Source organism: Coprococcus sp. TM115-187, from assembly GCF_027679115.1.
Lineage (GTDB): Bacteria > Bacillota > Clostridia > Lachnospirales > Lachnospiraceae > Allocoprococcus > Allocoprococcus comes.
Map to the genome: position 1 here is coordinate 82,923 of NZ_JAQEKS010000005.1, position 22,953 is coordinate 105,875.

Sequence of the window (22,953 nt, forward strand, 5' to 3'; positions counted from 1 at the left end):
CACCCGTAAAATTTTCTAAATTTTTTCTAAAACGATCAAATTCAGAACCTGTTATTAAAGATATTTCTTCAAAGTATCCACTTTATCCAACTTCTCCCATGGAAGATCCAGGTCGTTACGTCCAAAGTGTCCGTAAGCTGCTGTCTGTTTGTAGATCGGACGTCTCAGATCAAGCATCTTGATAATTCCAGCCGGACGAAGGTCAAAGTTCTCTCGAACGATTTCCACAAGCTTATCATCTGCAATCTTTCCTGTTCCGAAAGTATCTACCATGACAGATGTCGGCTGTGCAACACCGATTGCATAAGAAAGCTGGATCTCGCATTTTTTGGCAATTCCTGCTGCTACGATATTCTTAGCAACATAACGTGCTGCATAAGCTGCTGAACGGTCTACCTTTGTACAGTCTTTTCCTGAGAAAGCTCCACCGCCGTGACGCGCCATTCCCCCATAAGTATCTACGATGATCTTACGTCCGGTAAGGCCGCTGTCCCCATGTGGTCCACCGATCACAAAACGTCCGGTCGGATTGATGAAGAATTTTGTATTCTCATCTACCATATCTGCCGGAAGGATTTCATCAAAAATGTATTTTTTCACGTCTTCATGGATCTGTTCCTGTGAAACATCCGGATCATGCTGTGTAGAAAGTACTACTGCATCAAGGCGGGCCGGAACTCCATTTTCATCATATTCTACTGTTACCTGTGTTTTTCCATCCGGACGAAGATATGGAAGTGTTCCGTTCTTTCTTACTTCTGTAAGACGTCTTGCAAGTTTGTGTGCAAGAGCGATCGGATAAGGCATATATTCTTCTGTCTCATCAGATGCATATCCGAACATCATTCCCTGGTCTCCTGCACCGATTGCTTCCAATTCTTCATCTGACATCTTGTGTTCCTTTGCTTCAAGAGCTTTATCAACACCCATGGCAATATCGCTTGACTGTTCGTCAATTGCTGTCAGAACGCCACATGTGTCAGCATCAAATCCGTACTTTCCTCTTGTATAACCAATTTCACGAACAGTATCACGAACGATTTTCTGAATATCTACATATGCATTTGTAGTAATTTCTCCCATTACCATAACAATTCCTGTAGTCGCGCATGTCTCGCAAGCTACACGGCTCATTGGATCCTGCTCCATAAGTGCATCCAGGATCGCATCGGAAATCTGGTCGCACATCTTATCCGGATGTCCTTCAGTTACTGATTCAGAAGTAAATAATAATCTCTCCATCTTTTTTCCTTTCTTTTCTTCTTTGTATCTGCCTCTCTTATCTCTGGAATAATGAAAATCGACAAACAGAATTTCTCTTCTGTCTATGCAAATTTAAAGGTCAGCCCCAAAGGACTGACCTGATATCTCATCATCAATCCTCTTATTGTTCGATTGCTCGCTCAGGTTGGCACCTTCCGGCTTACCGGGGTTGCCGTGGCTTCGCAGGTCCTTTGTACCTCCACCACTCTGAATAAGAGAAAGCGTATTTAATTGTTACCGCTACACATCATAACACTGTCCATAGCTTCCGTCAATATACATTTTGGGAAATATGTTCTATCAAAACAGGAATTCCTGTCTTAACCTACTTTTAACTTGAATTTCTGGATCTCACGTTCTGTAGAAACTCTCTCGATCACTGCGCCGAGACTTCTGAGCTTCTCTTCAAAACGTTCGTATCCCCTCTGGATATATACGATGTCATCTACGATCGTAATGCCATCTGCGGCCATTCCTGCAATCACAAGTGCTGCTCCTGCACGAAGATCCGGTGCACTGACCCTTGCTCCCGAGAATTTATCTACGCCTTCGATAGTCGCTGCATTGCCTTCAACCTTGACATTTGCACCCATTCTTGCAAGTTCTGAAAGATATTTGAAACGATTCTCGAAAATACTTTCTGTAATCGTGCTTGTCCCTTTACAAAGAGCAAGTGTAACACCAATCTGCGGCTGCATATCTGTCGGGAATCCCGGATATGGAAGAGTCTTCACCTGTGTATTATGAAGATCTCCTTTGGACACAACACGCACTGCATCATCAAATTCTTCTACTTCACATCCGATCTCAACAAGCTTTGCAATCGTAGCTTCCAGATGCTTCGGAATGACATTCATAACAGTCACATCACCTCTGGTTGCTGCTGCCGCAAACATAAATGTGCCGGCTTCGATCTGATCCGGAATGATAGAATAATCTGTCTTATGAAGGCGGGATACACCGCGGATCTTGATCACGTCCGTACCTGCTCCACGAATGTTCGCTCCCATACTGTTCAGGAAGTTTGCCACATCGACAACATGAGGCTCTTTTGCCACATTCTCAAGGATCGTAAGTCCTTCTGCCATCGATGCCGCCATCATAACGTTGATCGTAGCTCCTACGCTTACCACATCAAAATAAATGTGCTTTCCGATCAGACGCTCTGCTTCTGCGATAATCTTGCCATGCTCGATATCCACATAAGCACCAAGCGCACGAAAACCTTTCAGATGCTGGTCGATCGGACGGCTTCCGATATTGCATCCTCCCGGAAGAGCGACTTCTGCTCTTTTATACTTACCAAGAAGTGCTCCGAGCAAGTAATAAGATGCACGGATCTTCTTGATGTAATCATATTCTATATCAAAATTTTCAATGTTGCTTCCGTTGATTCTGACTGTGTGCCGATCAATACGGTCAACCTCGGCACCAATTCCACTGATTGCTTCCAGCAGAACGTTGATATCATTGACATCCGGAAGATTATCGATAGTAACTGTCTCATCTGTCATAATCGCAGCTGCCAGAATTGCCAGTGCTGCATTCTTTGCTCCACCGATCTCGACTTCGCCAACCAGCGGATTGCCACCCTTAATAATATACTGTTCCATTTCGCACCTCAATTAACGATTTCTTTCCCTCTGAAATATATCCTGTTCTATACTTCTGTCAAACACTCTATTCATACTCTTTATTATTTCATGAATAAAAAACCTCATACTTTTTATTCTTTCCAGATCTCTCAGGATTTGTATGAAGCTTTTTGTAATAATCCTCTATATCACATATCAGTATAGCATATTTCTATATTCATTGCAAAATTATTTATCTTGCCTTCTTCATTTTCGTAAAACTTTTGTAATAATTTCTTTAAAAAATTTATTGATTTTCCAAAATTTCCATTACATTTTCAATGGTTTCTTCCAGCTCCAGTCCATCCTCTGAAACAGTAATATCTGCATATTTTTCAAATAATACTACTCTTTCGTCATATAGATCCTTCAGCGTCTGCCCGTCCCGAAGTGCAACTCCCCTTTTCTTTGCATTCTTCAGTCTGGAATTGATAACCTCAAATGACGCATGCAGATAAACAATGGTTCCGATCTCTTTGTAATGCTTCATTGCTTCTTCACAGTAAACTACGCTTCCTCCCGGGGAAATCACCGCATGTTCCGCTTCCACATCACGATTGACCTGATTCTCAATACTTAAGAATCCGTCCAGACCTTCTTCTGCGATAATCTCCCGCAAAAGTCTGTTCTCCTGCTTCTGAATCAGCAGATCTGTATCAATAAACTCGTATCCAAGCCGCTTTGCGACTACCACTCCGACGGTACTTTTTCCAACCGCCGGCATTCCGATAAATATAATATTCTTCATATGTACCCTGGCCCACTCCTTACCGAAACTGTGTTTCAGATGCTGTCATTTTTATATCGGACGATATTATAGCACAAGTCCTGTGCATGAAGCAACTGTTTTTTCCTGTTGCCGCCTGCCTTTTCCTCTTCTTTCCATCAATTCCTGGTACATCAGGATTTCTACGATCTCCCGGATCTGTTCCGGAGTATAGGTCTCTTTTTCCCATTTTTCCTGTTTCATGACCTGTTCATACGCCCTACGACACATCAGGCACAGCTGGAGCTTATCCGGGTACTCATCATAGATCATGCTTCCTTCATATTCCTGGCGGTCGCATTCTTCCTGTATATATGGAAAAATCTTTTTTGCTGTTGCCGGATACATACTTTGCAGGTATTCCCGGTCGCGCTTCTGGATTTTGTCTTCGTCAAATGCGTGTGGAATCGGATACATCATATAATAAGGCAATCTCAGGTCCATGTCTGACACTTCCATTTCTTTTTTCTATGCTTTAGTGTATGCGGTATGGGGGAGTGGGGTTCCTGGGGGTGGGTGTGGAAGGGGGACGATTTTCGGGCAATCCTGTTTCCGGGGCGGATTCGGAATGTAACAGGGAGATAACGGGGAAGGAAGCGGCAAGTGGCGGCACCGGACAGATTCGCCTCGAAATCTGATGATTTCGCGGCTCAGGCTGTCCTCACCAGTCGTGCGGGAGGCACGGCTGGTGTCCACCTCTTGCCACTTCCTTCCCCTAACTCCCTGTAACGTTCCTGCATATGCCCCGGAAACAGGATTGCCCGAAAATCTGCGCGCTTCAAGACGGAGGGGTGTCCCGGAACTCTACTCGCGAAGTTGAGTGTTGTTCAGGACGGGCGCCAGGCGGACGTTTGTCCTGTGGCTTGGCAAATGTGCGGTTGAAATTTGTTGATGAAAAGGTTATTTATTAAAATGTTTTTATGAAAAGATGATATTTGTTGTGTGGAAATTACTTTACTAGTTTTTTGATTACCATATAATTTGCTATGAGTAGCAAATCTTTTAAATTATAAAAGGACATATTCTATATTGAAATAATTGAGTTTATGGTATACTGAATTATAGGTATATATTTTTTCATGCTTTACGAAGGAGGATATATATGGATATAATTATCAGACCTGCGGAAACCAGTGATTTTGACAGTGTAGTACATATCCTGAATCAGGTTCAGGCTTTGCATGTGAACTGGCGGCCTGATATTTACAAAGAAAGTAAGGATTTTTTCTCTTTGGATGCTTTTCAGGATGCTTTGGATAAAGAAGCTTTTTATGTTGCCGAATCAGAGCACAGGATTATTGGAATTCTGGAGCTTACATACCGGCATATTGAATTTCCTTCGATGCTTACCCGTGATGTAATTTATATCGATACAATGGCGGTTGATGAAAATTACAGAGGTATGGGTATCGGACATCATTTTTTTGAAATGCTAAAGGACTTAAAAAAAGAGAAACATTTTGATGGCATTGAATTACAGGTAAACGCTAAAAATGTTGCTGCATATGAAATGTACAAAAAATATGGCTTTACAGAAAAATCAATCAACATGGAATTATTATAAGTAGTGAGGTGCAAAGTTATGAATAATGAAATTGTGAATGCTATGGAGGAACTTGAAAACTGGTTGGCTGATCCGACTGAACTGGGGCGGAAACCGGCGAAGATTGAGTATACAGCTTCTTTTGAGGATGAAGATGGGATCAAATGTATGATCTTTAAATTCAAGAAATCTTTCTTTGGAAAATGGCTTCTTGGCATCGTCAGTGAATCTGGAACCTTCAGTGAGATGAAGGAATACAATTCTGCCACAGAAACAGAAGATGCTAAAGCGTTACTTCATATATTAAAAGAATACTGGAAAAAAATGGCAGAAAAAGAACAGGGATTTATCGAAATCCCGATTGAAAATCTGATCGAATGGGACGAGCCGAATGGGGAAGGTTGTGTCGTTTCCGATAAGATCACAAAAGAAGGCTATAAAGTCGGCTACATGCTCCGCGAAGAGCCAACAGAAGGGAATCCGGACAGTGGCTGGAGATTCATGGCTGGCAATGAAGATGACGAATATATGGACAATCCGGATAATCATCATGTCTTTGCACTCAACACCATCTGCAATTACGACAGCGATATTATCCCTTATCTTCATGCCAAAATCGGATCTGCTTTCATACGTGTAGATGAGTCCCATTTTGAAAAAGATCATGAATTTAAGCCTATGTTCATCCAAAAGCAATAAATAAGTAAAAATAAACTCTGTTTTTCCCACTTCGCCACAACATCCTCGTCTGCCAATGCACAGGCGTGTGGAAGGTTTGACTTTCCGGTTCCGTTTTGTACTACAGCCATCAAGTCAATGAGACGTACCAGAAAGCCAAACCTTCCACACGCCATCCCATTCGCCACCTACAACTTAATCTTAGCCAGCGCATCCGCAAATGGATTATTCACCGGCTCATCCTTCTGCTGTCTTAAATATTTCTGCACATCCTTCTTGCTGACTCCCGCACCTTCTTTCTTCCGTCTCTCCTGGAACGATGTCAGCTTCTCCTTATGTCCGCAGACACACACAAAAATCTGTCCATCCCCTCTTCCTTTCAGCTGCATCTTCTTGTGACACACAGGACATCTCGCATTCGTTGTCCGTGATACTGTTTCGCGGTATCCGCACTCTCTGTCCTGACAAACCAGCATCTCACTGTTCTTTCCTTTCACTGCAAGCATTCTCTTACCACATCGCGGACATTTACTATTTGTCAGATTATCATGCCGGAACGTTCCTGCTCCCGCCTTAATCTCAGAAACCACCTGATCCGTATATTTATCAATATCCTTCATAAAATCCTTCCGCGAAAGCTTTCCCTTCGCAATCTGCGACAAACGCATTTCCCAGTCTGCTGTAAGTTCCGGCTGTTTTAACTCTTCCGGCACAAGTTCCAGAAGCTGCTTCGCTTTCGATGTAAGATAGATATCTTTTCCACGCTTTTCCAGCAAAAAGCTTTTAAAAAGTTTTTCAATAATATCCGCTCTTGTCGCAACCGTTCCCAATCCTCCTGTCTCGCCAAGCGTTTTCGCCATCGCTTTGTCATGGCTTTCCATATAAGCCGTCGGGTTCTCCATTGCTGACAAAAGTGTTGCTTCATTAAAATGTGCCGGTGGCTTCGTTTTACCTTCTGTCAATGACAACACAAGTCCTTTAATCTCCTGTCCTTTTTCCAGTTCCGGCAGTGTCTGTCCCTTCAAACCCTTTCCAGACTCATACGCTTCTTCCTCTTCTTCATCCTCATCTGAATAGACTTCCTCTTCATAAGCAGCCCGCCATCCCTGCGCTTTCACAATCTTTCCAGACGCAAGGAAAGTTTCACCGCCAACCTTCACCATAATCTGTGTCTGCTCATACTCAAATGACGGATAAAGCACAGCAAGAAAACGCCGTACAACCAGATCATAAATCTTCCGCTCTTCATTTGTCATATGACTCAGATCCACAAACTGCTCCGTTGGGATGATCGCATGATGATCCGATACCTTTGCATCATTTACAAAAGCGAGCTTTCCACTCAGATCCTTTTTCTGCGCTGTCATTGCAAGCTTACGGTACGGTCCTGTACCACACGCCTCCAGACGGTCCTTGATCGTCGGAACAATGTCTTTGCTCAGATATCTGGAATCCGTTCTTGGATAGGTCAGCACCTTATGATTCTCATACAGTCTCTGCATGATATTCAGCGTCTCTTTCGCCGAATATCCAAACCGCTGATTGGCTTCTCTCTGCAGCTCTGTCAGATCATATAAAGGCGGTGCATACGTTTTTTTCGGTGTTTTTTTAATCTCTTCCACTACCGCTTTCTGTCCATCCAGCTTTTTCATCAGTCCGGTCATTTTCTCTTTATCGAATGAGCGATAACTCTTTGACTTCTGATCCTGCCATGTCAGCATAATATTTTGTCCTTTTGCGATCATTCCATAATAACCTTCCGGAACAAAACTACGGATCTTTTCTTCTCTCTTTGCAATCATTGCAAGCGTTGGTGTCTGCACACGTCCACAGGAAAGCTGCGCATTATATTTACAGGTCAGTGCCCTTGTTGCATTGATTCCAACCAGCCAGTCTGCCTCGGCACGACACATTGCAGCATCGTAAAGCGAATCATACTCATGCCCGTTCTTCAACTTTGCAAAACCTTCTCTGATTGCCTTATCCGTTACAGATGAGATCCACAACCTCTTGATCGGCTTTTTGCTTCCTGCTTTTTCCAGAATCAGCCTTGCTACTAACTCTCCTTCTCGTCCTGCATCCGTAGCAATGATAATCTCATTCACATCCTTGCGGTGAATCTGTGTTTTCACCGCTGCGAACTGTTTTCCGGTTTGCTTTATTACTTCAAGCTTAAATGGAGCCGGCTTCATCGGAAGCACATCCATTTTCCACTCTTTATATTTTTTATCGTAATCTTCCGGATCTGCCAGCGTAACCAGATGACCAAGTCCCCAGGTTACAATATAACACTCTCCTTCAATTGCTCCATTTATCTTTTTCCCACATTTAAGTACGCGCGCAATATCACGCGCAACAGAAGGTTTTTCTGCAATTACAAGTGCCTTCATTCTGTCTTTTCTACTCCTTTTTATTCTTCTTCTGCCACTTCCATCATTGTCTTTAATTTATCCTGCGCTTCGGTCATACACTGGAGTAACAGTGGGTTAAATGTACCGCATTCACCATTCCTGATCATTTCCAGTGCTTTTTCATGCGAAAATGCCTTCTTGTAAACACGTTCACTCACCAGGGCATCGTACACATCCGCCAGCGATACTACTTGTGCCGAAATCGGAATTTCTTCTCCGACAAGTCCGTCCGGATATCCCTTTCCATCATATCTTTCATGATGCCAGCGGCAAATCTCATATGCAAGCTTGAGCAGCTTTTCATTCCGGTACATATCCAGATTATCCAGCATTTGTGCACCGATCAAGGTATGTGCCTTCATAATCTCAAATTCCTCTTTGGTAAGCTTTCCCGGTTTGTTCAGAATTCTCTCGTCAATTCCAATCTTTCCGATATCATGCAAAGCCGATGCTGTTGCAATCAAAAATCTATCTTCCCATGAGAGCTGATATTTTCCTGTCTTTTTCACCAGTTGTTCCAGTAAAAGCTGTGTGATCAGATTGATATGGATCACATGCCGACCGCTTTCTCCGTTTCTGAACTCAACAATCTGACTCAGGATACCGATCAGCATTCGGTTGTTTCTCTCTTTTTCGTAAATCTGTCTGGTCACCAGACGGATCAGTCTCCTCTGTTTTGCATATAGCTTGATCATGTTCAGGACGCGTTGATATACGATTTTCGCATCAAACGGGCGGCTGATGTAATCTGAAACGCCCATCTCATATGCCCGTCTGATATAGCTATCTGAATCTTCACTGGAAATCATGATTACCGGAATATCTTCAATCCAATGATTCTGGTTCATCGCAGCAAGGACTTCAAATCCATCTATTTCCGGCATCACAATATCGAGCAGCACCAGTGAAATCCCTGTTCCATACCGTTCCAGTTGTTCCAGACATTCTTCTCCATTAGCCACCTCCAGGATCCGGTAGTCCTCTTTCAGGATCTCTTTCAGAATCTCGCGGTTTATTTCCGAATCATCCACGATAAGGATCTGTTGTTTCAGTTTTTCTGATGCAGAATTTTCTTCCTTTTTCTTTCCATTTTCATCCCATTCTGTGACAACCATATTTTTATAATTTTTAGCTATATACATCTGTCTGTCAGCACTGGCAACAGCATCTTCAATATTGCCTTCGCGGAATATAGCTCCGCCGATGCTGACCGAAAGCTGCATTTTCTCATAATTCGGCACAACCGCATCGTGGATTTTTTCCTGGATCAGTTTCAGCTTATCCTCAAAAATATGCTTCTTAATCGAAGGTAGGATCAGTAAAAATTCATCTCCACCATACCGGATCAGAATATCTGTCTTCCGGATATATTTTTTGATAATGTTCGCAGTCGTTATAAGTGCCGCATCTCCTGCACTGTGTCCATAAGTATCGTTATGGAGCTTAAAATCATCCAGATCGATCACTGCAATTCCGGCTTCATCCTCCATCTTTTTGATCTCTTCTTCAAAAAAACGCCGATTATATATCCCGGTCAGTACATCCGTATATAACTTTTCATTATATCCTGAAAGTTTACTGATCAGCTTCTCATACCCTTCCTGATCAATCTGAATACTCTCATCAAGATTCTGAATCATTTCCATAACATAAGGTCTGCCATCAATCTCAACATAACGCGAGATGACCTGAAATACCTGCGAATCCAGAAATTCAAATTTTATCTTCTGCGTCTGTTCTTTCAGTGCCAGAAGAGAGCTGCAGTTCTTGCATTCCTTGTCTTTTTTCCAGAAAGTGTAACACTGACACGTTTCAGATAAATCTCCTGCATTTATCCGTTTTTCCCGATCCATCAGCATTTTCCCGTCTACCAGTCTGACAACCTGAAACACTTCCCTCAAAGATTCCATCTTTCTTTCCGCTTCCTGCATTGTCATTTGGTCCTGTTTGTTCATCCCTTTATCCTCTCAATTTTATCCTGCCATTCATACTCTTTTTTACGCTATATAATGATGTTGGGGTCAAAAAGTATTTTGACCCCTTTGATACCAGATTGCTACGTGCTTTGGCACTCTCGCAATCCTCAAAAACATTCGTAATCCGCTCATTTTTCTTTGAAAAATGGCTACTTACTCATGTTTTTGGCGGATCAAGAGGTCAAAAATCCTCTTGCAAGCAAGCTTGCATCGGCTTTCTGACCTTTTGACCCTGGTATCATCATATAATAAAATTATTATAGGCAAATTCCTCCTTATTGTCCAGTTTTCCTTCATTAAAAAAACCGAAAATCCAACAAAGGATTCTCGGTTTTTAATGCTTTATGACTGAGTTGCTCCAATTCGGGCAACTGCTCTTTTCAGTGCTGCCTCTGCACGACGCATGTCTGTGCCTTCCTGCTTCGCAGCAATTCTGTCCTCAGCGCGCTTCTTCGCCGCTTCGGCACGTGCCACATCAATTTCATCCGGCCACTGTGCATCTTCTGCAAGCACCGTTACCTTCTCCTGCAGGATTTCTACAAATCCTCCAAGGATTGCCGCTTTCTTAATCTCCCCGTCATTGTGGATTCGCATCACACATGGTTCAAGAATCGTCGTCAGCGGAATATGCTTTGCATAGATGCCAAGCTCTCCCTCAGTACTTACAAATTCAAGGAATTCGCAGTCACCCTCCAGAAACTTCTTTTCCGGCGAAATAATGTTAAGTTTAAATTTATCTGCCATAGGACGTCCCTCCTATTTCACACGGGCAAGCACGTCATCGATATTACCTGCATTCAGGAAATATCCCTCCGGAATATCATCATGCTTTCCTTCGAGGATCTCTTTAAATCCCTGAATTGTCTCGCCAATTGGAACATAACGTCCTTCCAGACCTGTAAACTGTGTCGCAACGTGGAATGGCTGGGAAAGGAATCTCTGGATCTTTCTTGCTCTGGATACGACCAGCTTATCTTCTTCGGAAAGTTCATCCATACCAAGAATTGCAATGATATCCTGCAGTTCTTTGTATTTCTGAAGAATTTCCTGTACTCCACGGGCTACTTTATAGTGTTCTTCTCCGACAATGTGTGGATCCAGAATACGTGAAGTAGATTCCAGTGGATCTACAGCCGGGTAAATACCAAGCTCTGTGATCGCACGGGAAAGTACGGTCGTTGCATCCAGATGGGCAAATGTTGTTGCCGGAGCCGGGTCAGTAAGGTCATCGGCTGGCACATATACTGCCTGCACGGATGTGATGGATCCGTTCTTCGTGGATGTGATACGCTCCTGCAGCGCACCCATTTCTGTCTGCAGTGTCGGCTGATAACCTACCGCTGAAGGCATACGTCCAAGAAGCGCTGATACTTCGGAACCTGCCTGTGTAAAACGGAAAATGTTATCAATGAAAAGAAGTACATCCTTTCCACCTTTATCACGGAAATATTCTGCAAGAGTCAGTCCTGTAAGTCCGACTCTCATACGTGCTCCAGGTGGTTCATTCATCTGACCGAATACCATCGCTGTCTTTTTGATAACTCCGGATTCTGTCATCTCATAGTAAAGGTCATTTCCTTCACGGGTACGTTCTCCTACACCAGTGAATACAGAATAGCCGCCATGCTCCGTTGCAATATTGGTAATCAGTTCCTGGATAAGAACGGTCTTTCCTACACCAGCTCCACCGAACAGACCGATTTTTCCACCTTTCTGATATGGGCACAGAAGGTCAACAACCTTGATACCTGTCTCCAGCATCTCTGTCTGTGTTGCCTGCTCTTCAAAGCTTGGAGCTTTTCTGTGAATCGGTGCGTATTCAACATCCTTCGGAGCCTCTTTTTCATCAATCGGCTCACCCAGTACGTTGAAGATACGTCCGAGTGTTGCTTCGCCAACCGGAACTGAAATCGGTCCCCCGGTTGCTACGGCGTCCATGCCTCGCACCAGTCCGTCTGTCGGTCCCATGGCGATACATCTTACGATATCATCACCCAGATGCTGTGCAACTTCTACCACAAGTTTTCCTCCATCCTTGCGCGTAATCTCAACCGCATCGTTGATCTCCGGCAAGTATCCTTCCGAAAACTTAAGGTCAAGAACGGCACCGATAACCTGGGTAATTTTCCCTATATTTTTATCTGCCATTTTCTCCTCCTTACATACAGAAACCTGTATTTATCCGATCGCCTCTGCTCCGGCAATGATCTCGGTAAGTTCCTGTGTGATCGCACCCTGACGTGCTCTGTTATATTTCAATTCCAAATCATCTATCATCTCTTCCGCATTGCTGGTTGCCGAATCCATCGCCTGCATACGTGCACCGTTCTCACTGGCAACTGCTTCCACAAATGCGCCATACAGAATGCTGCTGATATATTTCGGAACAAGAAGGCTGATTGCCTCTTCCGCTTCCGGTTCAAAGTTCATCGGTGTAAGCTGCGCCTTTGCATCCTCTTCTCCCGCTTCTTCCTGCACCTCTGCCGGAAGGACTTTGATCATCGTCGGAATGTGACTTACCGTATTTTTGAAAAATGTGTAGATCAGATAGATCTCACCAATCTCACCATTTTCAAAATCTGTCAGAAGTCTTTTGGTAATACTCTTCGCATCATCATAGGACGGTTCTTCGATCATCTCTGAATAATCAGCGACAATATCATATCCTTTGTGTTTCAGAAGTTCCAGTCCTTTTCCTCCAATTGCATAGATCCGGATATTCTCCTTCGTAAAGGCTTCGTTTTCAGTCACCATCTTCACTACATTGGAGTTATATCCACCTGCCAGTCCACGATTGGATGTTACAACAATGACTGCTTTCTTCTTCGAATCATCTGCTTTCAGATATGGATGATTGATATTCCCTGCCTTTGCAAGCAGAGAGGTCATTGTTGCATACATACAGTCAAAATACGGCTTTGATTCTTCTGCCCGGGTTCTTGCTTTCTGCAGCTTTACGGTAGAGACAAGTTTCATGGCTTTTGTAATCTGCTGCGTGCTCTGTACACTGGTACGGCGACGCTTGATATCTCTCATAGATGCCACTTTGTATCACCTACCTTGCCTGAAATTGTTCTTTATATTCTCCGATTGCTTTTCTGAGAGCTTCTTCTACTTCTTCCTTCAGCACTTTGTCATTCTTGATAGATTCTGGAATTTCCGGATATTTTGTCTTAATATAATCAAAAAGTCCGCTTTCAAAAGCCAGAATATCTTCTACCGCAATATCAAGAAGAAGCTTCTTAACTGCTGCATAAATGATAATAATCTGGTATTCTACCGGCATCGGCTGGTACTGCGGCTGTTTCAGGATCTCTTTGATCCGGACTCCCTGTGCCAGACGTTCGGAAGTCTCTGCATCCAGTTCCGATCCGAACTGTGCAAAGGATGCCAGCTCACGGTACTGTGCAAGATCAATACGGATTGTACCAGCGATCTTCTTCATCGCCTTGATCTGTGCCGATCCACCTACACGGGATACAGAAAGTCCGGCATTAACGGCCGGTCTGAAACCAGAGTTGAACATCTCTGTTTCCAGATAAATCTGTCCGTCTGTGATGGAAATAACGTTGGTAGGAATGTATGCTGATACGTCACCTGCCTGTGTCTCGATAATCGGAAGTGCAGTAAGTGAACCTCCGCCAAGTTCATCTGAAAGACGGGCTGCTCTTTCAAGAAGTCTTGAATGCAGATAGAATACATCTCCCGGATAAGCCTCACGTCCAGGTGGACGTTTCAGAAGTAAGGAAAGGGTACGGTATGCAGTTGCATGTTTGGACAGGTCATCATAAACGATCAGTACATCATCTCCGTTCTCCATCCATTCTTCTCCCATCGCACATCCTGAATACGGTGCGATGTACTGCAGTGGCGCAAGCTCACTGGCTGTTGACACAACTACAGTTGTATAATCCATTGCCCCAAAGGTCTCCAGAGTCTTAACAAGGGAAGCTACGGTCGAAGCTTTCTGACCGATTGCTACATAAATACACTTTACACCCTGCCCTTTCTGGTTGATGATCGTATCGATCGCGATCGCTGTCTTACCGGTCTGTCTGTCACCGATGATCAGCTCTCTCTGTCCACGACCGATCGGAACCATGGAGTCGATCGCTTTAATACCTGTCTGAAGCGGTGTATCTACTGACTTACGGGAAATAACCCCCGGTGCCACACGCTCGATCTGACGATGCCTGATTGCCTGGATTGGTCCTTTTCCATCGATTGGCTGTCCAAGTGCATTAACTACACGGCCAAGCATACAGTCGCCTACCGGAACCTCTACAACTCGTCCGGTTGTCTTTACAGTATCACCTTCATTGATATTCTTATGATCTCCAAGAAGAACAGCACCTACGTTGTCCTCTTCCAGGTTCAGGACCATTCCGTATACTTCTGAAGGGAACTCCAAAAGTTCACCCTGCATTGCATTTTCAAGGCCGTGGACACGCGCAATACCATCTGCCACCTGAATAACCGTTCCGACATCCGATACGTTCAGCTCAGAGGAATATCTTTCAATCTGTTCTTTGATCACAGAACTTATTTCTTCTGGTCTTAAATTCATGGAGCGAATCCACCTTCTTTCTACTAATTCTAACTGCTATACCTGAATTTTCTTCAGGCTCTTTGACAGTTCATACAGCTTTGTCTTAATACTTGTATCCACAACTCTGTCACCGATACGGATCACCATTCCGCCGATCAGAGAAGCATCTACCTGATAATTCATCTCAAAGGATTCATATTTTGTCGTCTGAAGAAGCCGCTGCATGACTGCTTCTTTCTGTGCCTCGCTCAGTTCTACTGCTGTAGCGATATATGCAATCCCGATTTTCTTTTCTTCTTTTACAAGTCCGATAAAATATTCAAATACAGAATCTATCTTGCTGTAGCGCCCTTTTTCGATCATCAGCTTCATCAGCTCTACAATCTCATTTGAAACACGTCCGCGGAAAATCGTCTCGATCATCTGCTCTTTGTCTTCACGCATAACTCTCGGATTTCCGAGAATCTTCTGAAGCTCTGCATTTTCTTCGAGGATCACTCCGATACTCTGTACTTCCTCGAATATCTCATCCATTTTTCCGCAGTCACGGGCAGCTTCAAACAGGGCGTCACCATATACCTTTGATACTAGCTTAGCCATGTCTGTTCTCCCATTTCTTTTAATGTCTCTTCGATCAGTTCATCCTGTACACTGGTATCGATCGAAGCTGCTACTACTTTACCTGCCATTGCTGATGCAATGGCGATCATCTCCTGCTTCATATCATCAAGCGCACGCTTCCGTTCCAGTTCGATCTCATTATTGGCACGTGTGATGATCCCTGCTGCTTCTTCTTTTGCTTCTGCAACAATTTCATTTTCGGTCTTCATCGCTTTTTTCCGTGCTTCACTGAGAATAGCCTGCGCCTCTTTATCGATTTCTTTTAATTTCTGTTCGTATTCTTCTTTGTAAACGGCTGCCTCTTTCCGGTCATTCTTTGCTGACTCCTGTTCATCAGCAACTCTCTGCTTTCTGTCCTCCAGAAGTTTTCTTACCGGTTTGAAAAGCAGATATGACAGAAACGTGAACATGACAAGCATACTGAGTGCCATGACACAGGCATCAAAAAGAAGCTGCGCATCCAGATTAAACAAACGTTCCAAGGCGTTGCCTCCTTTCTCTTATTTTACAGGCAAAACCTTTTTTACAGCTTTCCAAGAAGCGGGTTTGCGAACAAGAGAATAAGTGCAATAACCAAACTGTACAGACCTGTTGTCTCTGCTACTGCCTGTCCTAAAAGCATTGTAGACGTGATGTCTGATCTTGCTCCCGGGTTACGTCCTACTGCAGATGCACCATGACCTGCCGCAATACCCTGTCCTACACCAGGACCAATACCTGCGATCATCGCAAGTCCTGCGCCGATTGCTGAACACGCTAAAACTAAAGCTTCATTTGAAATATTACCCATAATAATTTTCCTCCTTAATCACTGCAAACCTGATACTGTCTGAACTTAGATCCCAGTTTGCTTTTTACTCCGCTGACGGCATCTTGTCATTGATATATACCATCGTCAGCATGCAAAATACATATGCCTGAATTGCTCCCGAGAACACATCGAAATAGATGTGTAGAAATCCCGGCCATGCCCATGCGATCTTATACAGAAGACCATAGATAAGTCCCATGATTACAGTACCGGACAGCACATTTCCAAACAGACGAAGTGAGATGGAAAATGGTGCTGCGATCTCCCCGATCAGATTGATTGGGAACAAGAACGGCAATGGTTTGAACAGGCCTGTAAATGCCTCAATTTTGTTGTATTTGATGTTATTGAACTGAATCAGCACAAATGTGATAAGTCCAAGTGGAAGTGTTACACCATAATCTGCAGTTGGTGGCCGAAGCCCCAAAAGTCCCGAAAGGTTTGCCACAATCAAAAACAAAAACAAAGACCCGATATAATTCCGGAACGCCAGTCCGTTTTTCCCCATGCTTCCTTTTACCATATTGTCAAGCATCTCAACGATAAGCTCGGCAATATTCTGCAGGGTTCCGGGTTTGCCTTCGGCATCGCTCAGCTTAGCTCGGACAACCAACGCAAAAATCAGCAGTAATAACGCTACGATCAATATGCTGACATGTGTAGTGGTGAGCCATAACTCCTGCCCAAATAACTGGAATTTAACGAGACCGTGAATTTGAAAATCCGGCTCCTTAGCTGCCAGCATTCCTAAGCTGTTCCCCACGCGCTCTACCTCCTTTACTTAGATTTTTTGAATTTAGCGAAAAGCTTATGCATAATTGGCTGCAAATATGCCGCAAGCTTTAAACTCATAATTCCTGCAAACAGTGTAAGTACATTCACAATCCGAAGCCAGCTGACGGCTATAAATACTACAACTACAACCAGATATCTTATCGCGTAAGATTTCTGCATGTATCTCTGTGCTTCCTGTTCTCCATAAAGTACCGCCTCATCCAACGAGTTTTTCATATGGATTACCATGAAAACACCTGCAGCCACCCCGATCCAAAGCCCTGCTGTCATTCTCAGATGATCCCCTGGGATAATCAGACATACAATCTGTGCGATTATTCCATACAGAAGCATAGTGATGATCATATCCTTCAGTACGGTATTGTCTGTATTACTCATGTCGTTTCATTCCTCCCTGCTCAATTTTTGTTTTTGTCTTCCGGATCTTCATTCGCATGTCTCGCAAGTACCCATGCATTGCGCAGGCCTGCCAATACACCCACTATCACCAAAGGGATAAAAACTGGAAAAGAAACCTTCTTTTCCAGCCATGTACCAAAAAAAGTGCATAGCAAAATGGGAACCAGTATACTGATGCCTAACTGACTGATGAGTGCAAAGGTTTTATATACGCTTTGTTTATATTTCATGATACTTATCTCCATTCTCTATATCACTTTCCATTTATTATATCCTTTTTTATGAAATATGTCCACTGGTTTACACACGATTGTATTTTTTCTTATACAATTTCCAAATATTGTCATCACTTTTACCGATAAATGCCATTAAATGCGTTGATTATTTAAAATATTTTATATGGTCATTTTTTTCACAATAGTAAAAGTGCTGCAAAGCGTTTTTAGCCTTGCAGCACTTTTTTATTCATCCCATTCCAGTCTGTGAAGATGTCCTTCTGTATTCATTCCGGCAAACCCATTCTGCCGGAGCGCTTCATATAACACGATCGCAACCGAATTTCCAAGATTCAGTGAACGGATATCTCCGATCATCGGAATCCGAATGCTGTCTTCCTTGTGGTGACAGAGGATTTCTTCCGGAATCCCTGCGCTTTCTTTTCCGAACATGATATAACAGTCCGGTTCATATTTAACATCCGTATAAAGATTCGGTGATTTTGTAGTTGCCATATAAATCTTCGCTCCCGGATTTTTTTCCATAAAATCCCGGTAATCAATATAAGTCGTCACATCCAGATGTTCCCAGTAATCCATCCCTGCCCGTTTCAGGTTCTTTTCATTTAACCGGAAACCAAGTGGCTCGATCAGATGAAGTCTGGTATTCGTCGCCACACAGGTCCTTCCGATATTTCCGGTATTTGCCGGGATTTCCGGTTCAAAAAGTACAATATTAAGCATTTACATTCTCCTTCATTTCGTAAATTCGTGCCAGTTCGTCCGGTGCCGGTCTGTCGAGAAATCTTTTTTCTCCCCCACCCCAGATGATTCTCTCGTTTCCTTCTGTTGTGTGTCCGATGATCTCTGCCGGAATACCTTCCCTTTTCAGTCTTTCCTTTAGTTCTTCACCCTTCGGTGTCACCATAAGAACCGCTCCTGTACTGGTAAGCTGGTAAGGATTCAGATGAAATACTTCACAGACTTCAATCGTTTCCTGACGTACCGTCATTTTCTTCATCTCTACCGAAAGACCAATTCCTGCACCTTCTGCCATATCCCAAAGTGCTGCAAGAATCCCTCCTTCTCCGATCGGATGCATTGCTGACACCCCGTTCCGGCCGGCAATCTCCATTGCCCTGTCACTGAAAATTTCATCTCTCATATCTTCCAACTTATTTAAGAATCCCGGCGCAAACCGCTCTGCCAGAGCCGCCCCTTCTTCCCGTATGATCCGTAAGGTTCCTTCCATACCAATCCATTTAACCAGGACAATCTCTTCGCCTGCTTTTGCCGATCTGCTTGCAAGCAGCTGTTCTTTTTTTGCCTCACCGTGTGCTGTTACATGAACAATACTCGTCTGGATCCCATTTACACTTTGCGCATCTGCAAAGAAAACCCTGAGACCTTTTTCTTTACATATCTCCGAAATCTCCACCATCATCGCTTTCAATCTGGACTCATAGGCAAACGTCGGGAGCATGATCCGGACACTGATTCCATATGCCCGCGCTCCTCTGGAAGCCAGCTGATCCACTGCCTGCGCTATGGCAAATACTCCAAGATCTTTTTCATTTCCGGCTAATGAAACATCCGTTGCGATTGTGATCCGCTCTTCACTTTCATCTGCTATATAACAGGTTTCCTCCTGTGACGGTCTTAAAAAATCTATACCTTCTATATTATTCTGTATCTGTTTTAAAACCGAACGCCGATAGACGGTCTGTGACACTCTTCCTGCTTTCATACTTTTATCCTCTTTCTGTTCTGCCATTCTTTCCAACAGCCGCCTGCTTTTTATTACTTAAGTGCAGATGCCTTGCTGATCGCCGCATTAATCTTCTCCTGATCCTGGGTTGCAATTGCTTCCTCCACCAGCTTAGTTGCCTCTGCATTATCTGATTTTGTCCCGACTTTCACGGTAACATCAGAAGTCTGATAGGTGCTGTTATTGATTACTTCCCGGCTGACCTCTTCTCCGTTTTCATAGGTAACTTTCCAGAGCCGTGCCGTGCTTCCATCCATTCCGGCTCCCTCTGTTTCCTGTGAGCCGATCGCACTTTCCGTATCTTCTACATACTTTTTCGTATACTCTGTTGTCTCCAGAGTCTCACTTTCAAATTCCACGGAATGTCCTGCAGCTCTGGTATCTTTTCCGTAAATATAAAAACCAAGCTGGTTATTGCCATCAATATATCCTTCGATCAGGATCGGTGTATCGTAATTATTGACAAATTTAAAATCACTGATTCCTTCCGCTATCATTGCATCCCTTGATGGTTCTACATAACTGACACTCATGGAATGCGGTGCACGCCGGGTGATCTCCAGTTCCGCATAAAGAACCGCATTATAAAGCGTCGTAGATACCTGACACAGACCACCTCCGATACTCTCTACAATCTGTCCGTTCTCATAGGCACTTCCTGCCACATAGCCATTCTCTTCTGTGTAAGGAAGTGTGGCCTGTTCCACTGAAAATTCTTCTCCCGGCATAACAACAGTTCCGTTGATCAGCTCCGTTGCACGCCTGATGTTCTGCACGCGGTCCCCCCATCCGGCGTTTGTCGTATAAGAGCCAAGCTCATCCTGCAGGGATTCCAGATCTGCCTTTTTGATCGTCGGCTTTTCCATATCCAGCTTTAACTCGACTTCTGCGTCCTCGTAATTCCATTTTTTGTTCATGAAATTCTTAATCTTCTTCAAGGATTTATCTACATCAACCGTATAACCTTCTGCTTCATCCGTCAGATCGAATCCGCTTCCGTTATAGGATGCCGATGCATTGACCGCTTTCTGTTCCAGCGGAACCGCACGTTCCTGGATCAGCTCTCTGAGTTTTGCTTCATCAACTTTAAAGCTTTCATCTATGACATATTTCTTCTTATCTAAATTATGTATCTTCTGATAGCGGCTCCAGATGCTTCCATTTTTTCCGTATCCGACCGCCTTTTCTGCAAGCTTATCAATATTTTCTACTTCCGCTCCCATTTCCTCGATTGACACATCTGCGCCCTGATCTTTTACCTTCAGTACAAGTCGCTTGTTCCGATAATCTCCAAGTGTATTGTTTACCGCTTTCACTGCTTCTTCCTTGGTCATTCTGGATACATCTGTCTTCCCTATAAAAACATTTTTGCAGACATGCTCCTCATCCACCTTGCTCACATACCGCCATAATGTGAACTGAATCACGGAGAAAATAATCACGATGGCTGCAATAACCGTAATCCCCACATGCAGATTTCTCTGCCGGACACGCTTTTGTGCCTTTTCACTTAACTCTCTCTTTTTCTTTCGTGCCGCCATCAAAAAAATCCTCCTGATTTTATATGATATATGGAATAATTGATGTTGCTACCATTGCAACAATAACAACAAGAATAATCACTGCCGCTATCTTCCGTGTCTGTTTTGGATTAAACACTTTTTTTCACCTCAAATCACACATTTGTTTTCATTCTATACTCTTTCATTTCTTTTTTCAAGATATCCATTACTACTGTCAGCTGTTACTGTTTGCATAATTCCCGGATTTCTTCTGTAACACAAAATACCTTTGCCTGATGATCCAGTGGGTTCCGGTTCTGGTAGTCAAACAGAAGCACACATTCTTCCTCTTTCATATCCCCCAGAACATCATAAGAAAACCTCTCAATGTGCGTCATTTTTCTAAGCTGCCGCTTCTCCATATTTTCATAATTTTCCAGATAACGCCTCTCTTCATCCTCACGGTCATAGAACAGGCGGAACTCTTCTTTGGAAATCCGCTCATCGCCTGCAAATAACGGACGGCTCTTTGCATTCTCCCTCAGATAAAAGTCCAGTGTCAGAAGCTGCTTATACGCCTCACATCTTTCTGCATCATAAAATCTTGCAAAATCATACAGGATCTCATATCTTGCCGTGCGTGCATGACTTAAAGTATCCAGCCCATTTTCTTCATAATACTCTGCCAGCTTTTCAAAAAGCGTAAATGGTCTTTTAAAGTGTCGGATCAGATAAGGAAGCGTGTAACAGAACTGCCTGCTGTTATAGTAGGTCTCCACCATTTCCTCGATCCCTTTCAGGCGCAGGGTATCCTCATATGGAAGCCACTTTGTATACAAAACTTCATACGGTGGCATTCCTTTATAAACCAGTCCGTAATCGTCTTTCTTCTCTTCCATATAAGAACCCTTCAGTACTTTCAGAAAACCAAGCTGCAGCTGCTCCGGTTCCAGTGCATAAACATCATCAAAGGATTTTCCAAAGCTTTCATAATCTTCATACGGCAATCCTGCGATCAGATCCAGGTGCTGATGTACATTACCATAAGAATTGATTCTCCTTACCACTTCTGCAACCTGTTCAAATTTCATTGTCCGGTGAATCTCACGTATCGTATCCAGGTTGGTAGACTGCACACCGATTTCCAGCTGGATCAGCCCTGGCCGCATGGTTTTTATCAATTCCATTTCTTCTTCATTCAAAAGGTCTGCCGCAACCTCAAAATGGAAATTGGTAATGCCGTTATCATGCTCTTTGATATAACGCCAGACTGTCATGGCGTGATCATGTTTGCAGTTAAATGTACGGTCTACAAATTTAACCTGAGGTACTTTATGATCGATAAAAAATTGCAGTTCTTTTTTTACCAGTTCCAGATCACGGAACCGCAGACACTTATCTATAGAAGAAAGACAATAACTGCACGAAAATGGACATCCACGGCTTGTCTCATAATAAATAATCTTATGTTCAAAAAGCCCCATATTCTCATATACAAACGGAACCTTACTCAGATCCATGGTCTTGCGCCATTCATTTTCCACAATCTGTCCGGTCTGTTCACGGTAAACGATTCCTTTCATATTCTGAAGTCCGTCCGCCGTCTTGTTCTGATAAAAGTGTAAAAGATCGCAGAAAGTCTGCTCCCCTTCTCCTTTCATGACGCCATCCACTTCTGGCAGACGCTCCAGCACCTTTACTCCATCATAAGATACCTCCGGTCCGCCTATCCAGATGATGATCTGCGGCATCACTTTCTTGATCTCCCTGCAGATCTCTTCAACATAAGTAAGATTCCAGATATAGCAGGACAGACAGAGCATGTCCGGATTCCTTTTGTAGATATCCCGCAGAATCTCATCGAGCTGCTGATTGATCGTATATTCTCCAATACTGATCTCATCTGATGTATCACCATACTTTTCCGCATATGCTTTCAGACAGTAGACTGCCAGATTGGAATGTATATATTTCGCATTGACTGCACCTAAAAGTACTTTCATATCGTTTCCTTTCCGTTTC

Annotated in this window: 22 protein-coding genes and 1 riboswitch; of the genes, 2 read left to right on the plus strand and 20 right to left on the minus strand. The window is 43.5% G+C overall.

Annotation, left to right across the window (positions count from 1 at the left end):
- Window positions 1-54 precede the first annotated feature (54 nt).
- From metK to PGW42_RS05490, 4 genes are all read right to left on the minus strand, one after another.
- Entirely contained in the window at window positions 55-1,242 is a 1,188-nt protein-coding gene (gene metK, locus PGW42_RS05475; protein WP_008370096.1) for a methionine adenosyltransferase, read from the minus strand.
- Between the two features lie 139 nt (window positions 1,243-1,381).
- A riboswitch (SAM riboswitch) is annotated at window positions 1,382-1,481 on the minus strand.
- A 102-nt stretch (window positions 1,482-1,583) separates the two neighbouring features.
- Window positions 1,584-2,876 carry a UDP-N-acetylglucosamine 1-carboxyvinyltransferase gene (locus PGW42_RS05480; RefSeq protein ID WP_008370094.1) on the minus strand — a complete coding sequence of 431 codons (1,293 nt, stop codon included), beginning with the start codon at window positions 2,874-2,876 and terminating at the stop codon, window positions 1,584-1,586.
- Window positions 2,877-3,144: 268 nt separating this feature from the next.
- Entirely contained in the window at window positions 3,145-3,645 is a 501-nt protein-coding gene (locus PGW42_RS05485; protein WP_117835063.1) for a shikimate kinase, read from the minus strand.
- Between the two features lie 66 nt (window positions 3,646-3,711).
- Complete coding sequence (locus PGW42_RS05490) at window positions 3,712-4,107, minus strand: hypothetical protein (protein WP_270203718.1); 396 nt, start codon at window positions 4,105-4,107, stop codon at window positions 3,712-3,714.
- 658 nt (window positions 4,108-4,765) lie between these two features.
- Here PGW42_RS05490 and PGW42_RS05495 point away from each other — a divergent pair.
- Together PGW42_RS05495 and PGW42_RS05500 are read left to right on the plus strand one after the other, a co-directional pair.
- A complete protein-coding gene (locus PGW42_RS05495; protein ID WP_270203717.1) occupies window positions 4,766-5,227 on the plus strand; it encodes a GNAT family N-acetyltransferase in 462 nt (153 codons plus the stop codon).
- A gap of 18 nt (window positions 5,228-5,245) precedes the next feature.
- On the plus strand, window positions 5,246-5,905 hold the full coding sequence (locus tag PGW42_RS05500; protein ID WP_270203716.1) for a DUF2185 domain-containing protein: 660 nt from the start codon (window positions 5,246-5,248) through the stop codon (window positions 5,903-5,905).
- A gap of 167 nt (window positions 5,906-6,072) precedes the next feature.
- Here PGW42_RS05500 and PGW42_RS05505 read toward each other — a convergent pair whose 3' ends face one another.
- From PGW42_RS05505 to PGW42_RS05580, 16 genes are all read right to left on the minus strand, one after another.
- Entirely contained in the window at window positions 6,073-8,274 is a 2,202-nt protein-coding gene (locus PGW42_RS05505; protein WP_270203715.1) for a DNA topoisomerase III, read from the minus strand.
- A gap of 20 nt (window positions 8,275-8,294) precedes the next feature.
- Entirely contained in the window at window positions 8,295-10,250 is a 1,956-nt protein-coding gene (locus PGW42_RS05510; protein WP_270203714.1) for a diguanylate cyclase, read from the minus strand.
- A gap of 363 nt (window positions 10,251-10,613) precedes the next feature.
- The gene (atpC, locus tag PGW42_RS05515; protein WP_117835073.1) at window positions 10,614-11,015 is read right to left on the minus strand and encodes an ATP synthase F1 subunit epsilon; all 402 of its coding nucleotides are present in this window, start codon (window positions 11,013-11,015) and stop codon (window positions 10,614-10,616) included.
- 12 nt (window positions 11,016-11,027) lie between these two features.
- Entirely contained in the window at window positions 11,028-12,419 is a 1,392-nt protein-coding gene (gene atpD / locus PGW42_RS05520) for a F0F1 ATP synthase subunit beta (RefSeq protein ID WP_008370073.1), read from the minus strand.
- Window positions 12,420-12,449: 30 nt separating this feature from the next.
- On the minus strand, window positions 12,450-13,316 hold the full coding sequence (atpG, locus tag PGW42_RS05525; RefSeq protein WP_022220234.1) for an ATP synthase F1 subunit gamma: 867 nt from the start codon (window positions 13,314-13,316) through the stop codon (window positions 12,450-12,452).
- 10 nt (window positions 13,317-13,326) lie between these two features.
- On the minus strand, window positions 13,327-14,838 hold the full coding sequence (atpA, locus tag PGW42_RS05530) for a F0F1 ATP synthase subunit alpha (RefSeq protein WP_270203713.1): 1,512 nt from the start codon (window positions 14,836-14,838) through the stop codon (window positions 13,327-13,329).
- A gap of 36 nt (window positions 14,839-14,874) precedes the next feature.
- Window positions 14,875-15,420: an ATP synthase F1 subunit delta gene (gene atpH, locus PGW42_RS05535; protein WP_008370066.1), complete on the minus strand. Its 546-nt coding sequence runs from the start codon at window positions 15,418-15,420 to the stop codon at window positions 14,875-14,877.
- The gene (gene atpF, locus PGW42_RS05540) at window positions 15,408-15,923 is read right to left on the minus strand and encodes a F0F1 ATP synthase subunit B (protein WP_270203712.1); all 516 of its coding nucleotides are present in this window, start codon (window positions 15,921-15,923) and stop codon (window positions 15,408-15,410) included. Before atpF ends, atpH begins: the two co-directional genes overlap by 13 nt.
- 41 nt (window positions 15,924-15,964) lie before the next feature.
- Window positions 15,965-16,231, minus strand: a complete 267-nt coding sequence (gene atpE, locus PGW42_RS05545) for an ATP synthase F0 subunit C (protein WP_117557506.1) — start codon at window positions 16,229-16,231, stop codon at window positions 15,965-15,967.
- Window positions 16,232-16,295: 64 nt separating this feature from the next.
- Entirely contained in the window at window positions 16,296-17,015 is a 720-nt protein-coding gene (gene atpB, locus PGW42_RS05550; RefSeq protein ID WP_022220233.1) for a F0F1 ATP synthase subunit A, read from the minus strand.
- 14 nt (window positions 17,016-17,029) lie between these two features.
- Window positions 17,030-17,425, minus strand: coding sequence for an ATP synthase subunit I (locus PGW42_RS05555; protein ID WP_270203711.1), 396 nt, complete (start codon window positions 17,423-17,425; stop codon window positions 17,030-17,032).
- A 20-nt stretch (window positions 17,426-17,445) separates the two neighbouring features.
- Window positions 17,446-17,676: an AtpZ/AtpI family protein gene (locus tag PGW42_RS05560; protein ID WP_022220232.1), complete on the minus strand. Its 231-nt coding sequence runs from the start codon at window positions 17,674-17,676 to the stop codon at window positions 17,446-17,448.
- Window positions 17,677-17,907: 231 nt separating this feature from the next.
- Complete coding sequence (locus PGW42_RS05565) at window positions 17,908-18,405, minus strand: tRNA (cytidine(34)-2'-O)-methyltransferase (RefSeq protein ID WP_117557510.1); 498 nt, start codon at window positions 18,403-18,405, stop codon at window positions 17,908-17,910.
- Window positions 18,398-19,408 (minus strand): AIR synthase-related protein, encoded by a 1,011-nt coding sequence (locus PGW42_RS05570; protein WP_055156264.1) that lies wholly within the window; start codon window positions 19,406-19,408, stop codon window positions 18,398-18,400. Before PGW42_RS05570 ends, PGW42_RS05565 begins: the two co-directional genes overlap by 8 nt.
- 53 nt (window positions 19,409-19,461) lie before the next feature.
- Window positions 19,462-20,970, minus strand: a complete 1,509-nt coding sequence (locus tag PGW42_RS05575) for a VanW family protein (RefSeq protein WP_270203710.1) — start codon at window positions 20,968-20,970, stop codon at window positions 19,462-19,464.
- Window positions 20,971-21,173: 203 nt separating this feature from the next.
- The gene (locus PGW42_RS05580; RefSeq protein ID WP_270203709.1) at window positions 21,174-22,934 is read right to left on the minus strand and encodes a B12-binding domain-containing radical SAM protein; all 1,761 of its coding nucleotides are present in this window, start codon (window positions 22,932-22,934) and stop codon (window positions 21,174-21,176) included.
- Window positions 22,935-22,953 lie beyond the last annotated feature (19 nt).

Bases quoted from the DNA above. Each gene is read 5' to 3' on its own strand.
- atpE (WP_117557506.1), bottom strand. From the start codon at position 16,231: ATGGGTAATATTTCAAATGAAGCTTTAGTTTTAGCGTGTTCAGCAATC.
- PGW42_RS05510 (WP_270203714.1), bottom strand. From the start codon at position 10,250: ATGAACAAACAGGACCAAATGACAATGCAGGAAGCGGAAAGAAAGATG.
- PGW42_RS05490 (WP_270203718.1), bottom strand. From the start codon at position 4,107: ATGGACCTGAGATTGCCTTATTATATGATGTATCCGATTCCACACGCA.
- atpA (WP_270203713.1), bottom strand. From the start codon at position 14,838: ATGAATTTAAGACCAGAAGAAATAAGTTCTGTGATCAAAGAACAGATT.
- PGW42_RS05560 (WP_022220232.1), bottom strand. From the start codon at position 17,676: ATGAAATATAAACAAAGCGTATATAAAACCTTTGCACTCATCAGTCAG.
- PGW42_RS05480 (WP_008370094.1), bottom strand. From the start codon at position 2,876: ATGGAACAGTATATTATTAAGGGTGGCAATCCGCTGGTTGGCGAAGTC.
- PGW42_RS05565 (WP_117557510.1), bottom strand. From the start codon at position 18,405: ATGCTTAATATTGTACTTTTTGAACCGGAAATCCCGGCAAATACCGGA.
- PGW42_RS05505 (WP_270203715.1), bottom strand. From the start codon at position 8,274: ATGAAGGCACTTGTAATTGCAGAAAAACCTTCTGTTGCGCGTGATATT.
- atpH (WP_008370066.1), bottom strand. From the start codon at position 15,420: ATGGCTAAGCTAGTATCAAAGGTATATGGTGACGCCCTGTTTGAAGCT.
- PGW42_RS05570 (WP_055156264.1), bottom strand. From the start codon at position 19,408: ATGAAAGCAGGAAGAGTGTCACAGACCGTCTATCGGCGTTCGGTTTTA.
- atpD (WP_008370073.1), bottom strand. From the start codon at position 12,419: ATGGCAGATAAAAATATAGGGAAAATTACCCAGGTTATCGGTGCCGTT.
- PGW42_RS05555 (WP_270203711.1), bottom strand. From the start codon at position 17,425: ATGAGTAATACAGACAATACCGTACTGAAGGATATGATCATCACTATG.
- PGW42_RS05485 (WP_117835063.1), bottom strand. From the start codon at position 3,645: ATGAAGAATATTATATTTATCGGAATGCCGGCGGTTGGAAAAAGTACC.
- PGW42_RS05575 (WP_270203710.1), bottom strand. From the start codon at position 20,970: ATGGCGGCACGAAAGAAAAAGAGAGAGTTAAGTGAAAAGGCACAAAAG.
- PGW42_RS05580 (WP_270203709.1), bottom strand. From the start codon at position 22,934: ATGAAAGTACTTTTAGGTGCAGTCAATGCGAAATATATACATTCCAAT.
- metK (WP_008370096.1), bottom strand. From the start codon at position 1,242: ATGGAGAGATTATTATTTACTTCTGAATCAGTAACTGAAGGACATCCG.
- atpC (WP_117835073.1), bottom strand. From the start codon at position 11,015: ATGGCAGATAAATTTAAACTTAACATTATTTCGCCGGAAAAGAAGTTT.
- PGW42_RS05495 (WP_270203717.1), top strand. From the start codon at position 4,766: ATGGATATAATTATCAGACCTGCGGAAACCAGTGATTTTGACAGTGTA.
- PGW42_RS05500 (WP_270203716.1), top strand. From the start codon at position 5,246: ATGAATAATGAAATTGTGAATGCTATGGAGGAACTTGAAAACTGGTTG.